We start from the raw sequence: 17151 nt of genomic DNA, 5'->3' as shown, positions 1-17151 counted from the left end.
ACTTTCTTTACGCCTTGCTGCAAAACCTGATTAGCCACTTTTCGCCGGCCACACAGAATGGCCATGAGGACACACACGATGGACGTCACCGCAACCTTAAGCTTGGGCGATCCGCTGGAACCCGCACGCAAGGCCACCGCGCAAATGCTGCAAGAGCGCGAACGCACCTTTTCGCTGCCGCAGCCGTTTTACTCTGATGAGCGGCTGTTCGATATCGACATGCAGGAAATTTTCCTGAAAGAGTGGTTGATCGCCGGTATGACCTGCGAGATTCCCGCCAAGGGCAACTACATCACCCTGCAAATAGGCAAGAACCCGATCATCGTGATCCGGGGCGCCGACGGCGTGGTGCATGCGTTCCATAACGTGTGCCGCCATCGCGGTTCGCGCCTGTGCACCAGCGACAAGGGCAAGGTCGCCAAGCTGGTCTGCCATTACCACCAGTGGACATACGAGCTGGACGGCCGCCTGCTGTTCGCCGGCACCGAGATGGGCGCCGACTTCGACATGAAGCAGTACGGCCTAAAGCCGGTGAACGTGAAGACCGCCGGTGGCTACATTTTCATCAGCCTGTCGCAGAACCCGCCGGCCATCGACGACTTCCTGTCGACCCTGAGCCATTACATGGAACCCTACGACATGGAGAACACCAAGGTGGCGATTACCACCACCTTGTTTGAAAAAGCCAACTGGAAACTGGTGCTGGAAAACAACCGTGAGTGCTACCACTGCAACGCGTCGCACCCGGAACTGCTGAAAACCCTGCTGGAATGGGACGACGTCACCGACCCACGGGCCGACCAGGCGTTCAAGGACCACGTGGCCGCCTCCGCCGCCGCGTGGGACGCCGAGAAGATCCCTTACGCCCACGCCAGCTTCGGCCTGCGCAACCGCATCGTGCGCATGCCGCTGCTCAAGGGCACCGTGTCGATGACCCTCGACGGCAAGCAAGGCTGCAACAAGCTGATGGGCCGCATCAAGAACCCGGACCTGGGCTCAATGCGCATCCTGCACCTGCCGCACTCGTGGAACCACTGCATGGGCGATCACATCATCGTGTTCACCGTGTGGCCAATCAGTGCCCAGGAAACCATGGTCACCACCAAGTGGATCGTGCACAAGGACGCCGTGGAAGGCGTGGACTACGACGTCGAGCGCATGCGCAAAGTGTGGGACGCCACCAACGACCAGGACCGTCGCCTGGCCGAAGAGAACCAGCGCGGCATCAACTCCACCGCGTACCAGCCAGGCCCGTACTCCAAGACGTACGAGTTTGGCGTGGTGAACTTTGTGGATTGGTACAGCGAGCGGATGCTGAGCAACCTGGGGGCGGCGCCGGCGCCGTATCTGAAAGGCGTTGCCGTACACGAGTAACCGGCTGACACGCTGCCGATCAAAATGTGGGAGCCGAGCTTGCCCGGCTCCCACAATAGTTTATGGCTGTACATAATTCATCCAACACCCTGACAGACCAGTGGCGCCCTGACTTCCAGCGATTGCCCAACAACTTATCCACAAAGCCACCCACAGCAATTGTGGGCAACTGCGCTTATCCCTCGAAATAAAACCAAGAAAATCCGTGACTTATTCAAAGAGACCGGTTTTATCCCACATTGATCGTTTTTTAATCTAAAGCCTGAAAGCCACGTTCTGTATGGGTTACAGAGGAACGCAAACACCTTATCCACAGAAGCGCCAACAGACTTTGGGGGCAACTTTGGTCTATCTGTGGAAAACCGGCTGAAACTGAGCAAAATCGCGACGTTGAGAGCGAAAGCCAGCTGAAAAGGCGATATTGATCAAATTTCAACCAACGCACCACAAGCCACGTTTTGTATGGCCTACAGCGGATAGCGAACATCTTATCCACAGAAGCACCAACAGACTTTGGGGGCAAGTTTGCGCCGGGTATTTTCCTTATCCACAGAAAAACCCAAGGAAAAACCGTCAGTTAGGTTGGTTGTTTTTCGTACAGCAGGCTGCAGGGCTTGATTTGCATGGGATGTGGACAGCCGCGAACAGGTTATCCACAGGTGGGTGAACAGGGATTGTGGGTAACCCCACAAGCGCCGCAAAACAATGTGGCAGCGGGCTTGCTCGCGAAGGCGGCGTTTCAGTCGGCACATGTATTGACTGATTCACCGTATTCGCGAGCAAGCCCGCTGCCACACTGGATTAGCGTACTACGCCTTCTTCTATGAGCAGCTTAAGAATGGCTTCAGCGCCTGCTTCCGGGCTAACACCCTTGAGCACCTGCCCACCGCCACCACTGGCCTTGGCCGTTGCGGCCTTCATCCGATCCGCCCCGCTCTTGGCCTTGATCACCTTGAGGCGCTTGGGCCGTGGCTTGGCCGGCTGCAACACAGCGCCTGTGAATAACTCATCCTCCAGCACCTCAACGTCGTGAGCTTCCAGCACCCCACGCTGAGCCGGGCCGTAGGCGCTTTGCCGTGGTTTGGGCGCCGCGTTATCCACCGTGGCCAGGAACGGCAGGCGCACCTTCAGCCGCCGCCGCTGGCCACGTGGCAGTGCTTGCAGCACGTGGGCCACGCCGCCTTCGATAGTTTCCACCTGGGCCAGGCCAACAATCAGCGGCCAGCCCAGTTGCTCGGCCAGCAGGAACGGCAACATTCCCGAACCTTCGCCGGTTTCCGCCTGGCTGCCGGTGAGTACCACCTGGGCGCCAGCGTCACGCAGATAGTCACTGAGCACCGGCAAGGCATCCGCGCCGGACGGTTGTTCAAGCACGTGCAACTGCGGCAAGCCCATGCCCAGGTATGCGCGCAGGGTCGGTTCGGCGATGTCGCCGGCGTGCAGCACCTGCAGGTTATCCCCAGCCAGTTGCAGGCCCAGCTCTACAGCGCGGGCATCTTGCTCGGCGCGGCGTGGGCGGCCCGAAGTCGGGTGGGCGCCGATGGACACCAGGCTGATTACAGTAGTCGTCATGGCCATTTCCTTAAGCCGCATCGCGCTTGGCGCCGTGGCGGTAGGCCTCGACCGCAACGATCAAGGCTTGCAGAATCGCGGCGCTTTCGCCGATCACCGACAGGTCGGCACGCTTGATCATGTCGCAGCCCGGGTCGAGGTTGATCGCCACCACCTTGTCGCAGGCACCAATGCCTTGCAGGTGCTGGATCGCCCCGGAAATCCCCACCGCCACGTAAACCCGCGCGGTGACCCAGGTACCGCTGGCGCCGACCTGGCGATCACGCGCCATGAAGCCGTCGTCCACGGCCACCCGCGAGGCGCCTTCGGTAGCGCCCAACGCGGCAGCGGTCTGGTGGAACAGCGCCCAGTCCTTGACCCCGTTGCCGCCGGAGAAAATAAATTCGGCTTCGGCCATGGGAATCGCCGCCGGGTCCACCGCCACCGCGCCCAAATCCTCGATACGCGGCAAGCTGCGCGCCAGGCTTGTGGATAACTCCACCGGCAGCACTTCATGACGGGTTTCGCTGACGGGCTCGGCGCATTCCACCGCCGCCAGAATCATCCGTGGCAATGGCCGGGCGAGGTCTTCCTGGCCGGCACCTGCGCGGCCAATACATTCCCGGCCCTTGATCTGCCAGACCCGCGTGGCCGGGCGTTCCTTGAGGCTTGCGGCAAAGCGCCGGCCCAATTCCCCGCCGCCGCCGCCGCTGCGGCTGTCCGGCAGCAACCAATGGCGCGGGTTGAACTGGTTATCCACAGCCCGCAGGCCGTGAACCCGTTGCTCCGGTGAATACCCGTCGAACGCGTGGCCGTCCAGCACCAGCAGCCGGTCAACACCGGCGGTGGCGAAGGCGTTTTCCTTGTGTTCACCGAATACCACAGCCAGCACCGCACCGTCGTTGCCGGCCAACTGTCGGGCCAGGCCCAGCAGGTCGCGGTCGTGGCTGCTCAAGCGGCCGCCGACCATGTCCGGCACCACGTTGATGTAGAACGCAGGCGCCGCCACCTGATGCAGCGGCAATTGCACGTCCACCGCCGCCGAACGCTTGGCCGCGCCGCCCTGCTGGGCGCCGCTGCGGTCGATACGCTTGATGCCATTGGGCCCGATAAAACCGACGCCATGTACGTTCTTGCGGATGACGCCGTTAGGCCCCATCCAGCTTTGTTGCACCGGCTGCATCGCCGCGTGCAGCGGATGCAGCCGGTTACGGGCGATCCATTCGGCCCGTGGGTCGCGGCGGATAATGTCGCTCATATATGCACCTGCGCAGGTTCACGCTTGATCGGGGTCTTGGCTGGCGCAGCGTCTTCGAGCAACGCGTCAGCCACCAACTCGGCGATGTCTTTGATCAACGGACGCGGTTCAACTACACCTTCAAGCATCGCCGTGCACTGTGGACAACCCACGGCCACCAGCTCGGCGCCGGTTTCGCGGATGTCTTCCATGCGCATATCGGGAATCCGCTGCTTGCCGGGGATATCCGTGATCGGCGCCCCGCCACCGCCACCGCAGCAACGGGAACGGAAACCGGAACGTTGCATCTCCTTGACCTCAATCCCCAGCGCCCGCAGCACTTGGCGCGGTGCTTCGTATTCGCCGTTGTAGCGGCCCAGGTAGCACGGGTCGTGATAGGTCACGCTGTTGCCTTTGTGCTGGCCCAGGTTCAAGGCGCCAGCGTCGATCAGCTCGGCCATGTAGGTGCTGTGGTGCTGCACGAAATAGTTGCCGTCGAAGGCGCCGTATTCGTTTTTCAGCACGTGGAAACTGTGGGGGTCGCAGGTGACGATGCGCTTGAAGCTGTACTTGGCCAGGGTCTGGATATTGCGCGCGGCCAGCAGTTGGAAGGTGGCTTCATCGCCAAGGCGCCGGGCCACGTCGCCGCTGTCGCGTTCTTCAAGGCCCAGTACCGCGAAGTCGACCTTGGCGGCTATCAGCACTTTGACGAACGAACGCAGGGTGCGCTGGTTGCGCATGTCGAAGGCGCCATCGCCGACCCAGAACAGCACGTCGACAGTTTGCTTGTCACTGAGCAAGGGCAGGTTCAAATCCGCCGCCCAGTTCATCCGCCCGCCCGGTGCGAAACCGCCCGGGTTGTCGGTGGCGATCAGGTTTTCCAGGACTTCGGCGCCCTTGTTCGGGGTGGCGCCTTTTTCCAGGGTGAGGTGGCGGCGCATGTCGACGATGGCGTCTACGTGCTCGATCATCATCGGGCACTCTTCCACGCAGGCGCGGCAGGTGGTGCACGACCACAGGGTTTCAGCGCCCACCAGGCCGTTGACGATCGGCTGGTGCGGGTTGCCGCTGTGTTCGCCGATAGCCTTGCCAGGGTAAGGGCTGCCGGCGAACTTGGCGTCGGTGCCACCGGCCAGGCCGACGACCATGTCCTGGATAAGTTTTTTCGGGTTCAGCGGCTGGCCGGCGGCGAACGCCGGGCACGCGGCTTCGCACTTGCCGCACTGCACGCAGGCGTCGAAGCCGAGCAGTTGGTTCCAGGTAAAATCCACCGGTTTTTCCACGCCCAGTGGCGCGGTTTTGTCGGCGAGGTCCAGAGGCTTCAAGCCGGTGGAACGGCCACCACCGAAACGCTCGGCGCGGCGGTGCCAGGCCAGGTGCAAGGCCCCGGCGAAGGCGTGTTTCATCGGGCCGCCCCAGGTCATGCCGAAGAACATTTCGGACACGCCCCACAGCACGCCCACACTCAGCAAGGCGGCGAGCAGCCAGCCGCCGAAGTCCGCAGGCAGAATCCCGGCCACCGGCAAGGTCACCAGGAAGAAGCTCACCGAGAACGCCATCAGGCTTTTCGGCAGGCGCATCCACGGGCCTTTCGACAGGCGTGCAGGCGGGTTGCGACGGCGCAGATAGACGAACGTGGCGCCGACAAACATCAGCACCGAGGCCAGCAGCAAGGCATAGCCGAGGATGCGGTTATGCAGGCCGAAACCGTGCACCAGAATCGCCAGCGCCGCCGAGAGCACAAAACCCAGGGCGGTGGCGACGTGGGTGTTGGCGATGTATTTGTCGCGGGCAACCACGTGGTGCAGGTCGACCATGTAGCGCTTGGGCATGGCCAGCAGGCCGCCGATCAGGTCGACCTTGGAGGCGCGGCCGCGGCGCCACATGGCTGCCCGCCGCAGTGCACCCAAGACAGCAAGGCCCAGGGCGGCAAACAAGAGAATAGGAAGCAAGGTGTTCAACATGGTGAAGCTCCCACATTTTTGACCGAGCCCACAGTGGTTCGGTGTCGGGTCAGAAATCCTTGCACAAGCGCAGGGCGTCGTAGATGGCGGCGTGGGTATTACGCTGGGCCACACAGTCACCAATGCGGAACAGCAAGTACCCTTCACCCGGCTCGCTCAGGCAAGGCTGCGGCTTGATCGCGAACAGGGCTTCGATGTCCATCTGGCCCTTGTTGCGCGAACCTTCCTTGAGCCCGTAGTAGATCTCTTCATCCGGACGCACGCCGTTCTCGACCACCACTTGATCGACCACCCGCTCTTCCTTGGCGCCGGTGTATTCGTTCTCCAGCACCGCCACCAGCTTGTCGCCTTCGCGGTAGACCTTTTCCAGCATCATGTCGCCGGTCATGATCACTTCCTTGGGGTACATGCTGCGGTAGTACGTCGGGAACGACGTGCCGCCGATGGCCACGCCCGGCTTGATGTCGTCGGTGACGATCTCGACCTGGCTGCCCTTGTCCGCAAGGAAGTCCGCCACCGACATGCCGGTGAATTCGCAGATGGTGTCGTACACCAGCACGTTCTTGCCTGGCGCCACCTTGCCGTCGAGCACATCCCAGCTGCTGACCACCAGGCCTTCCGCCGCGCCCCAGTGTTCGTTCTGTTCCAGGAACGGATGACCGCCCACCGCCAGCACTACCACGTCCGGGCGCAGGTCCAGGATGGTCGCCGCGTCCGCCGCCACGCCCAGGCGCAGGTCGACGTTCAGGCGCGCCAGCTCCAGCTGGAACCAGCGGGTGATCCCGGCAATCTGGTCACGCTGCGGGGCTTTCGATGCGGTAGTGATTTGCCCGCCGATAAATTCTTTCTTCTCCAACAGCGTCACGTCGTGGCCACGTTCAGCGGCAACCCGCGCCGCTTCCATCCCGGCAGGGCCGGCACCCACCACAACGACTTTGCGTTTGGGCCCGGTGGATTTCTCGATGATGTGCGGCACGCCCATGTACTCACGGGACGTGGCGGCGTTCTGGATGCACAGCACGTCCAGCCCTTGGTACTGGCGGTCGATGCAGTAGTTGGCGCCGACGCACTGTTTGATCTGGTCGATCTGGCCCATCTTGATCTTGGCGATCAGGTGCGGGTCGGCGATGTGGGCGCGGGTCATGCCGACCATGTCCACGTAGCCGCCTTCCAGGATGCGGGTCGCCTGGTTCGGGTCCTTGATGTTCTGCGCGTGCAGCACCGGGGCCTTGACCACTTCCTTGATGCCGGCCGCCAAGTGCAGGAAGGGCTCCGGTGGATAACTCATGTTCGGGATAACGTTGGCCAGGGTGTTGTGGGTGTCGCAACCCGAGCCGACCACGCCGATAAAGTCGAGCATGCCGGTGTCGTCGTAGTACTTGGCGATCTGTTTCATGTCCTCGTGGGACAAGCCGTCCGGGTGGAATTCATCGCCGCACAAACGGATGCCGACGCAGAAATCCGGGCCGACTTCCTTGCGTACAGCCTTCAATACTTCCAGGCCAAAACGCATGCGGTTTTCGAAGCTGCCGCCCCATTCATCAGTACGCTTGTTGACCCGTGGGCTCCAGAACTGGTCGATCATGTGCTGGTGCACCGCCGACAGTTCCACGCCGTCCAGGCCACCCGCCTTGGCGCGCGCCGCAGCGCTGGCGTAGTTGCCGATCACCCGCCAGATTTCTTCCGGCTCGATGGTTTTGCAAGTCGCGCGGTGCACCGGCTCGCGGATGCCCGACGGCGACAGCAGCGTAGGCCAATGCTCGCCGTCCCAGCGCGAGCGACGGCCCATGTGGGTAATCTGGATCATGATCTTGGCGCCATGCTTATGCATGGCATCGGCCAGGTTCTGGAAGTGCGGGATGATCCGGTCATCCGCCAGGTTCACTGATTTCCACCAGCCTTGCGGGCTGTCGATGGCGACACTGGAAGAACCGCCGCAGATTGCCAGGCCGATCCCGCCCTTGGCTTTCTCTTCGTAGTACTTCACATAGCGGTCGGTGGTCATGCCGCCGTCGGTGGCATACACCTCGGCGTGGGCGGTACTGAGCACGCGGTTGCGGATGGTCAGTTTGCCGATCTGGATCGGCGCAAACATTGCTTCGAAAGCCATGGCAGGGTCCTCGACTTACAACGGCTGGACGGTGAACAGGCCGTCGTCGTGGCCCTCTTCGGAGCCGCCATAGACCTGCTGCGCAACGGTGCGGATCTTGCTGCCGCGGGCTTCGAGGATCTGGTCCATCGCACCGGCAAACCAGCCAGTGAACATGTAGTCGACCTTGCGCCCGACCTTGCCGTATACATACACGAACGCCGAGTGTTCGAGCTTGACGCTGGCGGTGCCTTTGTCGAGGTCGATGTCCTGGATCTTGAACAGGCCCCAGCCGCGTTGCGACAGGCGCTTCATGTAGTGTTCGAACACCGCGACGCCTTCCAGGCCGTGGCATTCCGCTTCTTTTTCACACCAGTGCCAGGCAGATTTGTAGCCGGCCTTGTAGAGGATTTCGGCGTAGGCGTCGGCACCCAAAACCTCTTCGATGCCCATGTGGTTGTTGACGAAGAAATGGCGCGGTACGTACAGCATCGGCAGGGCGTCAGAGGTCCAGACACCGGTTTCGCTGTCGACTTCGATAGGCAATTGAGGGGCGATCTTGGCCATGGAAACTTAACTCCAAACAATTCGGTTTATTGCCCGCTGCGCGGACGGCAGCGGGAAAGGATTCAGAGGATGCAGTGGCTTATTCGCCCCAAACGTCTTTCAAGACGTTGACCCAGTTCTCGCCCATGATCTTACGCACCACACGCTCAGGATGGCCGCGCTTGAGCAGGGTCTCGGTGAGGTTGGGGAACTCGCCCACGGTGCGGATGCCCAGTGGGTTGATGATCTTGCCGAAGCTGGTCAGGCGGCGGGCGTAGCCCTTGTCGTGGGTCAGCATTTCGAAGAAATCCTGGCCATGGCCCTGGGTGAAGTCGGTGCCAATACCGATGGCGTCTTCGCCCACGATGTTCATGGTGTATTCGATGGCTTCGGCGTAGTCGTCGATGGTCGAATCGATGCCCTTGGCCAGGAACGGCGCGAACATGGTCACGCCGACAAAACCACCGTGGTCGGCGATGAATTTCAGCTCTTCATCAGACTTGTTGCGCGGGTGCTCTTTAAGGCCTGAAGGCAGGCAGTGGGAGTAGCACACCGGCTTTTTCGATTCGAGGATGACTTCTTCGCTGGTCTTGGAGCCCACGTGGGACAGGTCGCACATGATGCCGACGCGGTTCATCTCGGCGACGACCTCACGACCGAAGCCCGACAGGCCGCCATCGCGCTCGTAGCAGCCGGTGCCCACCAGGTTCTGGGTGTTGTAGCACATCTGCACCACGCCAACACCGAGCTGTTTGAAGATCTCGACGTAGCCGAGCTGGTCTTCAAACGCATGGGCGTTCTGGAAGCCGAAGATGATGCCGGTCTTGCCCTGTTCCTTGGCGCGACGGATATCGGCGGTGGTTTTCACCGGAATCACCAGGTCGCTGTTTTCGCGGATCAGGGTCTGGCTGGCCACGATGTTGTTAATGGTGGCCTGGAACCCTTCCCATACCGACACGGTGCAGTTGGCAGCGGTGAGGCCACCCTTGCGCATGTCTTCGAACAGGTCGCGGTTCCACTTGGCAATGATCAGCCCGTCGATAACGATGCTGTCGGCGTGCAATTCGGCTGGGCTCATCAGGCGTCCCCTTATTGGCAATTCATGCGCCGAATCGTCTGCCGGCGCTTTGGGGCCAGCATATGCCCCGGGGCAGAAGGAGCCGGGTGCAAAAACGACAAGGGAATTGCCGAAAGCGTCAATCCGCGACAAAGGCCAACATGACATCTCTGACGGGTGTCTGTTCTTTGTCTTACGCTTGAGCCAGAATTTGCTCATCAACTGATATGAGACGGCGCAATGAAATCGATTTTCCTGGCTTTGGCACTCATCGCAACCGGCGTGCACGCGGCTGAAGACACCGACAACACGCCCTGCGATGGCATCGAGAACGACAAGCAAACCCTGGAATGCGCCACCTACAACAAAACCACCGCCGAGCAACTGCTCAAGGATAACTACCAGGGGCTGCTGGAACGCATGGGTTCGACCTATGGCAGCAACAAGACGCAGCTGGCGGACATTACCGCTCGTCTGAAGGATGCCCAGCAGAAGTGGGAAAAACTGCGCGACGCGGATTGCGCCGTGGATACCTTCCCGGCGGTGGCGGGAAGCAAGGCGTATGCGATTGAGCAGAATGACTGTTTGGCGCGGATGAGCGATGAACGGTCGGAGTTTTTGGAGTCGATTGGGCAGGAATAAGCGTTAGAAGTCTTTCCATACCGAGTTAAGCGTCAGCAGCACTTTTTCCCGCTGGACCTTATCGACCTCGAAGTCGGCACAGTGCTGATTCCATTGCGATAACGCGTCCAGGGTCTGCTCGATGTAAAGCTCAGGCTCCAGAAAGCTGAATGGCTTGCAGACTTCGATGATCACCTTGCGTGTCGGGTGGCCGGCGCCTGCAAACGCTGTGGTGTGCTCGTTGCCGCGACCACTGGTGCTGGAAAATGTCAGGTCGTACGCCGGCGCCATCTGCCAGCCATTGGCTGCGCCAAAGAACGAGAAGTTTTTGGCGTGATCGTCCCGGTTGTGGGCAAGCGCGTTGAACACCATCAGCCGCGCCATTTTCTGTACCTGGCTGGCATCCTGGGTAATCGCGAATGAGAGGCGCAACAGGTCGCCGTAATCCAGGCTAGGCATGCGGAAGTCTGCGTACAGAATCGCAGCGGCTGTCAGCATATGCCGCCGGGTGGCGCTGTCACGGTCAAAACGGCGAGTGACAAAGAAACGCTCAATGCCTGTCGGTGTCGGGACCTCTAACACGTCCGAGGCGGAAATTTCGACGCCGGCACTGCGAGCCGTGATTGCGTAAACCTGCTCGATCGCGCCGCTGTCGCGATGCTCGTCCTGGCTGCGGAATTTGATCAGCCAGTGTTCGTATCCATCCGGCATCTCACCAAATGAAGAAATGGCCCGGGACTTGTCAGGCGACAGCCCGATGACCGCCTTGGGACGGGCACCGCCGGGGGAACCACCGGCGAAACGCAATGATTCAATCACTTCACAGGTCTCACCCGACAGAACGTCCTGGGAGGCCTGGTAGAGAGAGGCCAGATCCAGGGCCGTCTGATCGGGATCCTTTTCGAACATAGGCACGTATTCCAATGCTCCCATGCTCCGGTCGCCCATGTAGGCCAATCGGTCCAAAGGTCCCAACGCATGCCGCTCAATCGCCATTGAGCGGCGAAAGAAACGATCCATCAGCAGCAACCCCCAACCATCGGGCAGGGAGTCGCTGAAAGCACCATGCAGCCCATTGAACAGCGTGGTGTCCGCAGCCAACTGGGGCCTTGATGAAAACTCCATGTGCAGGGGCGCCAAATTGAACCCCTTCAACAGCCAGCTCGGGTCATAGGAGAAATACAGGCCTTTACGGGGGATATCGACCAACTCACCCACCCGGGAACCTTGCAACATGACGTGGAGCGCAGTGACCGGTTTCATTGACGACCTCGAAGCCTGGTGTGATTTTTCAGTTCTTGAAGGCTGGCCGGTGCTGGCGCGCTGAACAACTGCGCCAGTTGCTCGCCGACGCCCAGGCTCATCGCAATCAATAACAGCGCATCCAGGGAAACCTTACCGGTTGTCTCGAAACGCTTGATCGTGGACTCGGGCACCCCGGATTTGGTCGCCAGTGCCCGTCGAGAAAGGTTTTTACTCAACCGAAGCGCTTTGGCGTTGCCGGCGATCTGCAGGGCGATCTCACCAGGGGCGTAGAGGATATGAGTAAGGGCCATGGTTCGACTTCCGGTGGAGTGTGAGCAAGTGTAGCAACGATAAAAATAATAAAACTATAATGGATAACAGATTATCCATAATCACGAAATAATTAGAATAACGGACAAGATTTTATCCCTTATCATTAATTATTTCTCTGCATCTTTCCCTTCCGGTCCGGCCCCGAGCAATTTTGTTGACTTGCCAGTCAATCACCATGCCCGCCATGATCAGCGCCCATTTCTACCAATGCCGCCCCATGAACCCACGCATCTACCTCCTCGCCCTCGCCGCCTTCGTCGCCGGTATCGATGAAAACCTGGTGGGCGGGATTCTGCCGCTGCTGTCCCGGGAACTGGGCGTCACCCTGAGTGCGGCCGGGCAGCTGACGGCGGTGTTTTCCCTGACCTTTGCCCTGTGCGCCGCGCCGTTGCTGTCGCTGACGTCGCGGATTGAACGGCGCTCCCTGCTGATTGCCGCGTTGCTGACCTTTGCGGTGGGCAACCTGGGCTCCGGGCTGGCGGTGAATTATTGGATGCTGCTGGTCTGTCGCATCATCAGCGCGGCCAGTTGTGCGCTGGTGGTGGTGCTGGCGTCGACCCTCTCGGCTTCGCTGGTGGACGCACGCCTGCGGGGGCGGGCGATCGGCATTGTGTTCATGGGCATCAGCGGCTCGCTGGTGCTGGGGATTCCGCTGGGCATCGCCGTGAGCGAGTCCCTGAGCTGGCGTGCGCCGTTTCTGCTGCTGGCGCTGCTGGCGGTGGTGATCGCCGCGCTATTGCGCCTGAGCCTGCCGACATTCGCCAGCCGCCCGCCCACCTCGTTGCGTGATTACTGCCGGCAGTTGGTGATTCCCAGGCTGCTGTTGGCGCAACTGGTGTCGGTCTTGCTGTTGACCGGGCATTTTGTGCTGTTCGCTTACCTGGCGCCCTACGTGCAACAGACCATGGGTATCCACGGCGTTTCCTTGAGTTATCTCTATGTGTTCTTCGGCATCGCGGCCATCAGCGGTGGTTTTTGCGGCGGCTGGCTGTCGGACCGGCTGGGGTTCAAGCGTGCGCTGGTGTTGATCCCGGCGCTGTTCACCCTGGTCATGGCGTTGCTGCCATGGGCCATCGGTTCGCTGGCGAGTTTCCTGGCGCTGTACGCGTTGTGGATGGCGTTGAGCTGGACCATCTCGCCGGTGGTGCAGAACTACTTGCTGCACACTGCGCCCGAATCCGGTGAAGCCAATGTGGGGATCAATACCTCGGCCATGCACCTGGGCGTCGCCTTGGGCGCGGCGCTGGGCGGCGTGGTGATCGCCAAGGGCAGCCTGGAAATCACCCCGCTGGTGGGTGCGCTGGTGACGGCGCTGGCCCTGGCGGCAGCGTGCCTGAGCCTGATGGCCAGAACGCGCGAACCGGGTCGGGCCTGATACCATTCGCGCCTTCTCCACTTTTCCAAGGCGACCCCATGACTATCTGCGGCATCGAAATCAAAGGCAGCGAAGCCATCATCGCCGTCGCCTCACTGGACGGCCAGGCGTTGAGCCACGTTGCCCTGGCCACCAAGAAAATTGCCCTGGAAGACGACGATGAGGCGGCCAACGTCAAGGCCTTCGCCGCTCAAGTGAGTGCGTTTGTGCGGGACAACGCGATCACCCGCATCGCCATCAAGAAGCGCAGCAAGAAAGGCGAATTCGCCGGTGGCCCGACCACGTTCAAGATTGAAGGGGTGTTTCAGCTGCTGGACGGTGTTGAGGTGACGCTGCTGTCGCCGCAGACCATCAATGCGCAGAACAAAAAACACAATTTTGATGTGCCCGCGACGCTGAACAAATATCAGCATGAGGCCTTCAAGGCCGCGTGCTCGGCGCTGCTGAAGAAATAAGCCACACCACACATCCACTGTGGGAGCGGGCTTGCTCGCGAATGCGGTGTATCCGTTGATGCATTCGGTGGCTGATCCACCGCTTTCGCGAGCAAGCCCGCTCCCACATTTGATCTGCGTTGTTCTCGAGAGCGGTGCTCACACCGCTTCCCGTCGCCGATCCTCCCTCGGGCACTTGGCAAACCTCGCCCGGTAACTGCGGGTGAAATACGACGGCGACTCAAACCCGCAGGCGATGCTCACTTCCAGCACGCTCCTGTCGGTCTGGCGCAACAGCTGCCGGGCTTTCTCCAGGCGCAAGCCCAGGTAGAAATTACTCGGTGTGTCGTTCAGGTGCAGCCGAAACAACCGCTCCAACTGCCGCCGCGTGACCTTGATCGCTTCCGCCAGCGCCAGGGTGCTCAGCGGCGGTTCGGTGTGCTGCTCCATCTCGCCGATCACCTGCACCAACTTTTTGTTGTTGATGCCGTAGCGCGTGGCGATCTGCATGCGTTGGTGGTCTTTGCGCGGGCGGATGCGGCCGAGCACAAATTGCTCGGACACCTGGATCGCCAACTCCGGCCCGTGAGCCTGGCCGATCAGGTCGAGCATCAGGTCGATGGAAGCGGTGCCGCCCGCCGAGGTGATGCGCCGGCGGTCGATCTCGAACAGTTCCTGGGTCACCGTCAGCTGTGGATAAGACTCCTTGAAGGCGTCGATGGCTTCCCAGTGCAGAGTCAGGCGGTGGCCATCGAGCAGGCCCGCTTCGGCGAGCACGCAGGCGCCGGTGTCGATGGCGCCCAGGGTCACGCCGTCGTGATCGAGGCGGCGCAGCCAGTGTTCCAGCGCAGGTGTGGCGAACTTCAGCGGTTCGAAGCCGGCCACCACCAATAGGGTCGCGCCCTTCTTCAAGGGCTCCAGCGCCGCGTCAGCATTGACCGACATGCCATTGCTCGCCAGCACCGCGCCGCCGTCGGCACTCAATACGTGCCAGCGATACAGTTCGCCACGAAAGCGATTGGCGACGCGCAGCGGTTCGATTGCAGAGATAAAGCCGATGGCGGAGAAACCCGGCATCAGCAGAAAGTAGAAATCCTGGGACATGGAGCGCTCTCGTAGGACAGACAGCGTGGTCACTGTGATACGCCAGTTCAATCGGTCATTCAAGGGGGCAGGTCGCTGCAGTGCAAAAGCGGGTCGCCGCCGTGCGTTTTGTTCGCTCTCAAGCTGCGTAGCTTAAACCTGCAAGACGGCCACACGGTGCACAAAGACGCCGAAACCCACAATAACAACCTGCCGAGGGAACCACCATGAACCGACTGATCAGCCGCTGCGTGCTCGCACTCAGCGCCAGCGCCATTTTGAGCACCAACGTGATGGCCGCCGATGCGGCTTCTTGCCAGAACGTGCGCATGGGCGTAGTGAACTGGACCGACGTAATCGCCACCAGCGCCATGACCCAAGTGTTGCTCGACGGCCTCGGCTACAAGACCAAACAAACCAGCGCGTCCCAGCAAATCATCTTTGCCGGGATCCGCGACCAGCGCCTGGACATGTTCCTGGGCTACTGGAACCCGCTGATGACCCAGACCATCACCCCGTTTGTCGACGCCAAACAGGTCAAGGTGCTCGACAAGCCATCACTGGAAGACGCCCGCGCGACATTGGCGGTGCCGACTTACCTGGCCGACAAAGGCCTGAAGACTTTCGCCGATATCGCCAAGTTTGAAAAAGAACTGGGCGGCAAGATCTATGGGATCGAGCCCGGCTCGGGCGCCAATACCCAGATCAAGGCGATGATCGCCAAGAATCAGTTTGGCCTGGGCAAGTTCCAGCTGGTGGAATCCAGCGAGGCCGGCATGCTCGCCGCCGTGGACCGCGCCGTGCGCCGCAAAGAGGCCGTGGTGTTCTTCGGCTGGGCGCCGCACCCGATGAACGTCAACGTGGCGATGACTTACCTCACCGGCAGCGATGATGCACTGGGCCCGAACGAAGGCATGGCCACCGTGTGGTCCGTCACCGCACCGACCTACGCCGAGCAATGCCCCAACGTGCACAAATTGCTCAGCAACCTGACCTTCACCGCCGCCGACGAGAGCCGAATGATGCAGCCGCTGCTGGATCACAAGGACGCTTTGGAATCGGCCAAGCAATGGCTCAAGGACCACCCGCAAGACCAGCAGCGCTGGCTGGAAGGCGTGACCACCTTCGACGGCAAACCGGCCGCCGCCAACCTGCAATTGACCAGCAAATAACCTTTTTGAATAACCGTTTCGCAGCCGCGCCTGGCTGCGAACGGCATCACCACGCCTGTAAGGAACCTGCCTCATGAACCACGACGTCATCATCACCTGCGCACTCACCGGTGCTGGCGACACGACCGCCAGAAGCCCTCACGTGCCGGTCACCCCCAAACAAATCGCCGCCGCCGCGGTGGAAGCTGCCAAAGCCGGTGCCACCGTGGTGCATTGCCACGTACGTGACCCCGAAACCGGCAAGTTCAGCCGCGACGTGGCGCTGTACCGCGAAGTGATGGAGCGCATCCGCGAGGCGGACGTCGACATCATCGTCAACCTCACCGCCGGCATGGGTGGCGACCTGGAAATCGGTGGTGGTGAAAACCCCATGGAGTTCGGCCCCAACACCGACCTGGTCGGCCCGCTGACCCGCCTGGCCCACGTGGAAGAGCTGCTGCCGGAAATCTGCACCCTCGATTGCGGCACCCTGAACTTCGGTGATGGCGACACCATTTATGTCTCCACCCCGGCGCAACTGCGCGCTGGCGCCAAACGTATTCAAGAGCTGGGCGTTAAGCCTGAGCTTGAAATTTTCGACACCGGTCACCTGTGGTTCGCCAAGCAGATGATCAAGGAAGGCTTGCTCGACAACCCGCTGTTCCAGCTGTGCCTGGGCATCCCGTGGGGCGCGCCGGCCGACACCACCACCATGAAAGCCATGGTCGACAACCTGCCGGCAGACGCCGTGTGGGCCGGCTTCGGCATTGGTCGCATGCAGATGCCGATGGCGGCGCAAGCGGTGCTGCTGGGCGGCAACGTGCGGGTCGGCCTGGAAGACAACCTGTGGCTGGACAAGGGCGTGCTGGCGACCAACGGCCAGTTGGTGGAACGCGCCAGCGAGATCCTCAGCCGCTTGGGTGCACGGGTTATGACCCCTGCCGAAGGCCGCGTGAAGATGGGCCTGACCAAGCGCGGCTAAGGCGCACCGCACGACTCCCTGCCGGAACCGAATCAAATGTGGGAGCGGGCTTGCTCGCGAATGCGGTGAACCAGTCACCGAATGCATCAACTGATACACCGCATTCGCG

Annotated in this window: 15 protein-coding genes; 6 read left to right on the top strand and 9 right to left on the bottom strand. The window is 61.2% G+C overall.

What is annotated here, in order from left to right; genetic code table 11:
- The first annotated feature begins 78 nt into the window (after window positions 1-78).
- On the top strand, window positions 79-1374 hold the full coding sequence (gene gbcA / locus CEC48_RS08265; RefSeq protein ID WP_088423294.1) for a glycine-betaine demethylase subunit GbcA: 1296 nt from the start codon (window positions 79-81) through the stop codon (window positions 1372-1374).
- 801 nt (window positions 1375-2175) lie between these two features.
- Here gbcA and CEC48_RS08260 read toward each other — a convergent pair.
- The 6 genes from CEC48_RS08260 to CEC48_RS08235 all read right to left on the bottom strand — a co-directional run bounded on the left by CEC48_RS08260 (window position 2176) and on the right by CEC48_RS08235 (window position 9839).
- The gene (locus tag CEC48_RS08260; RefSeq protein WP_088423293.1) at window positions 2176-2946 is read right to left on the bottom strand and encodes an electron transfer flavoprotein subunit beta; all 771 of its coding nucleotides are present in this window, start codon (window positions 2944-2946) and stop codon (window positions 2176-2178) included.
- Window positions 2947-2956: 10 nt separating this feature from the next.
- A complete protein-coding gene (locus CEC48_RS08255; protein WP_088423292.1) occupies window positions 2957-4183 on the bottom strand; it encodes an electron transfer flavoprotein subunit alpha/FixB family protein in 1227 nt (408 codons plus the stop codon).
- A complete protein-coding gene (gene dgcB / locus CEC48_RS08250; protein ID WP_088423291.1) occupies window positions 4180-6126 on the bottom strand; it encodes a dimethylglycine demethylation protein DgcB in 1947 nt (648 codons plus the stop codon). Before dgcB ends, CEC48_RS08255 begins: the two co-directional genes overlap by 4 nt.
- A gap of 49 nt (window positions 6127-6175) precedes the next feature.
- Window positions 6176-8236 carry a dimethylglycine demethylation protein DgcA gene (gene dgcA / locus CEC48_RS08245; protein ID WP_088423290.1) on the bottom strand — a complete coding sequence of 687 codons (2061 nt, stop codon included), beginning with the start codon at window positions 8234-8236 and terminating at the stop codon, window positions 6176-6178.
- Window positions 8237-8251: 15 nt separating this feature from the next.
- Window positions 8252-8782, bottom strand: a complete 531-nt coding sequence (locus tag CEC48_RS08240) for a DUF5943 domain-containing protein (protein ID WP_088423289.1) — start codon at window positions 8780-8782, stop codon at window positions 8252-8254.
- A gap of 79 nt (window positions 8783-8861) precedes the next feature.
- The gene (locus tag CEC48_RS08235) at window positions 8862-9839 is read right to left on the bottom strand and encodes a dipeptidase (protein WP_003216932.1); all 978 of its coding nucleotides are present in this window, start codon (window positions 9837-9839) and stop codon (window positions 8862-8864) included.
- A gap of 219 nt (window positions 9840-10058) precedes the next feature.
- On the opposite strand from CEC48_RS08235, the gene CEC48_RS08230 reads away from it, so the two are divergent.
- Complete coding sequence (locus tag CEC48_RS08230) at window positions 10059-10460, top strand: lysozyme inhibitor LprI family protein (RefSeq protein ID WP_088423288.1); 402 nt, start codon at window positions 10059-10061, stop codon at window positions 10458-10460.
- A 3-nt stretch (window positions 10461-10463) separates the two neighbouring features.
- Here CEC48_RS08230 and CEC48_RS08225 read toward each other — a convergent pair whose 3' ends face one another.
- Window positions 10464-11702, bottom strand: coding sequence for a type II toxin-antitoxin system HipA family toxin (locus CEC48_RS08225; protein ID WP_088423287.1), 1239 nt, complete (start codon window positions 11700-11702; stop codon window positions 10464-10466).
- Window positions 11699-11995 carry a helix-turn-helix transcriptional regulator gene (locus CEC48_RS08220; protein ID WP_088423286.1) on the bottom strand — a complete coding sequence of 99 codons (297 nt, stop codon included), beginning with the start codon at window positions 11993-11995 and terminating at the stop codon, window positions 11699-11701. The genes CEC48_RS08225 and CEC48_RS08220 overlap by 4 nt, the downstream gene beginning before the upstream one ends.
- 197 nt (window positions 11996-12192) lie before the next feature.
- On the opposite strand from CEC48_RS08220, the gene CEC48_RS08215 reads away from it, so the two are divergent.
- A complete protein-coding gene (locus CEC48_RS08215) occupies window positions 12193-13392 on the top strand; it encodes an MFS transporter (protein ID WP_256579682.1) in 1200 nt (399 codons plus the stop codon).
- Between the two features lie 38 nt (window positions 13393-13430).
- Window positions 13431-13847 (top strand): DUF3010 family protein, encoded by a 417-nt coding sequence (locus CEC48_RS08210; RefSeq protein WP_088423284.1) that lies wholly within the window; start codon window positions 13431-13433, stop codon window positions 13845-13847.
- Between the two features lie 138 nt (window positions 13848-13985).
- Here CEC48_RS08210 and CEC48_RS08200 read toward each other — a convergent pair whose 3' ends face one another.
- Window positions 13986-14930, bottom strand: coding sequence for a GlxA family transcriptional regulator (locus CEC48_RS08200; protein ID WP_088423282.1), 945 nt, complete (start codon window positions 14928-14930; stop codon window positions 13986-13988).
- 206 nt (window positions 14931-15136) lie between these two features.
- Between CEC48_RS08200 and CEC48_RS08195 the strand changes: the two genes are divergently transcribed.
- On the top strand, window positions 15137-16081 hold the full coding sequence (locus tag CEC48_RS08195; RefSeq protein ID WP_088423281.1) for a choline ABC transporter substrate-binding protein: 945 nt from the start codon (window positions 15137-15139) through the stop codon (window positions 16079-16081).
- A gap of 73 nt (window positions 16082-16154) precedes the next feature.
- The gene (locus tag CEC48_RS08190; RefSeq protein ID WP_088423280.1) at window positions 16155-17042 is read left to right on the top strand and encodes a 3-keto-5-aminohexanoate cleavage protein; all 888 of its coding nucleotides are present in this window, start codon (window positions 16155-16157) and stop codon (window positions 17040-17042) included.
- Window positions 17043-17151 lie beyond the last annotated feature (109 nt).

It is taken from the genome of Pseudomonas sp. K2I15, from assembly GCF_002204795.1.
Classification (GTDB): domain Bacteria; phylum Pseudomonadota; class Gammaproteobacteria; order Pseudomonadales; family Pseudomonadaceae; genus Aquipseudomonas.
This window is presented reverse-complemented; position numbering and strand designations above follow the sequence as displayed.

Bases quoted from the DNA above. Each gene is read 5' to 3' on its own strand.
- gbcA (WP_088423294.1), top strand. From the start codon at position 79: ATGGACGTCACCGCAACCTTAAGCTTGGGCGATCCGCTGGAACCCGCA.
- CEC48_RS08260 (WP_088423293.1), bottom strand. From the start codon at position 2,946: ATGACGACTACTGTAATCAGCCTGGTGTCCATCGGCGCCCACCCGACT.
- CEC48_RS08255 (WP_088423292.1), bottom strand. From the start codon at position 4,183: ATGAGCGACATTATCCGCCGCGACCCACGGGCCGAATGGATCGCCCGT.
- dgcB (WP_088423291.1), bottom strand. From the start codon at position 6,126: ATGTTGAACACCTTGCTTCCTATTCTCTTGTTTGCCGCCCTGGGCCTT.
- dgcA (WP_088423290.1), bottom strand. From the start codon at position 8,236: ATGGCTTTCGAAGCAATGTTTGCGCCGATCCAGATCGGCAAACTGACC.
- CEC48_RS08240 (WP_088423289.1), bottom strand. From the start codon at position 8,782: ATGGCCAAGATCGCCCCTCAATTGCCTATCGAAGTCGACAGCGAAACC.
- CEC48_RS08235 (WP_003216932.1), bottom strand. From the start codon at position 9,839: ATGAGCCCAGCCGAATTGCACGCCGACAGCATCGTTATCGACGGGCTG.
- CEC48_RS08230 (WP_088423288.1), top strand. From the start codon at position 10,059: ATGAAATCGATTTTCCTGGCTTTGGCACTCATCGCAACCGGCGTGCAC.
- CEC48_RS08225 (WP_088423287.1), bottom strand. From the start codon at position 11,702: ATGAAACCGGTCACTGCGCTCCACGTCATGTTGCAAGGTTCCCGGGTG.
- CEC48_RS08220 (WP_088423286.1), bottom strand. From the start codon at position 11,995: ATGGCCCTTACTCATATCCTCTACGCCCCTGGTGAGATCGCCCTGCAG.
- CEC48_RS08215 (WP_256579682.1), top strand. From the start codon at position 12,193: ATGCCCGCCATGATCAGCGCCCATTTCTACCAATGCCGCCCCATGAAC.
- CEC48_RS08210 (WP_088423284.1), top strand. From the start codon at position 13,431: ATGACTATCTGCGGCATCGAAATCAAAGGCAGCGAAGCCATCATCGCC.
- CEC48_RS08200 (WP_088423282.1), bottom strand. From the start codon at position 14,930: ATGTCCCAGGATTTCTACTTTCTGCTGATGCCGGGTTTCTCCGCCATC.
- CEC48_RS08195 (WP_088423281.1), top strand. From the start codon at position 15,137: ATGAACCGACTGATCAGCCGCTGCGTGCTCGCACTCAGCGCCAGCGCC.
- CEC48_RS08190 (WP_088423280.1), top strand. From the start codon at position 16,155: ATGAACCACGACGTCATCATCACCTGCGCACTCACCGGTGCTGGCGAC.